Below are 654 nucleotides of genomic sequence, written 5' to 3' on the forward strand. Positions count from 1 at the left end.
TCAAACAAGTTTATTTAGTATATCCCAAAAATGATGATTTTTGTAAACACGTAAGTGTTAGATGTAATGATATTAATAGCAGCGAGTACAACATAAAGTTAGTTCCATACTCTATGCGTTCAACTTTAAGATAATTTTAGGAGGAAAAATATGAAAGCAATATTCTATGCAACAAGTACAGGAAATACTGAAGAGGTTGCAAATAAAATACATGAAAAACTAGATGGATTTGAATTAATAGATATTTCAAGTGATGGTGTAGAAAAGATGAACGATTGTGAATCAATTGTTTTAGGTGTATCAACTTGGGGTGAGGGTGAGCTACAAGATGATTGGGAAGATTGTTTCGATGATATTCAAGAAATTGATTTCAAAGATAAAAAAGTTGCACTTTTTGGTTTAGGTGATCAAGAGAGTTATGGACATGAGTTTGTAGATGCTTTAGGAATTATGTATGAAACTTTAGTTGCACAAAATGCAAAGATTATAGGAAAAACATCAACTGATGGTTATGAGTATGACTATTCAAAAGCTGAGGTAGATGGAGAGTTTGTTGGATTAGTAATTGATGAAGATAATCAAGAAGATTTAACAGATGAAAGAGTTGAAAATTGGTGTAATGAAATAAAAAATTTAATATAGTATTGATAATTG

Annotated in this window: 1 protein-coding gene; it reads left to right on the plus strand. The window is 29.8% G+C overall.

Going from position 1 to position 654, the window contains the following annotated elements:
- Positions 1–150 precede the first annotated feature (150 nt).
- Positions 151–642, plus strand: a complete 492-nt coding sequence (locus tag B0174_RS12040) for a flavodoxin (RefSeq protein WP_108561364.1) — start codon at positions 151–153, stop codon at positions 640–642.
- Positions 643–654: the final 12 nt, after the last annotated feature.

Source organism: Arcobacter caeni (assembly GCF_003063245.1).
GTDB classification, from domain to species: Bacteria; Campylobacterota; Campylobacteria; order Campylobacterales; family Arcobacteraceae; genus Aliarcobacter; species Aliarcobacter caeni.

Bases quoted from the DNA above. Each gene is read 5' to 3' on its own strand.
- B0174_RS12040 (WP_108561364.1), top strand. From the start codon at position 151: ATGAAAGCAATATTCTATGCAACAAGTACAGGAAATACTGAAGAGGTT.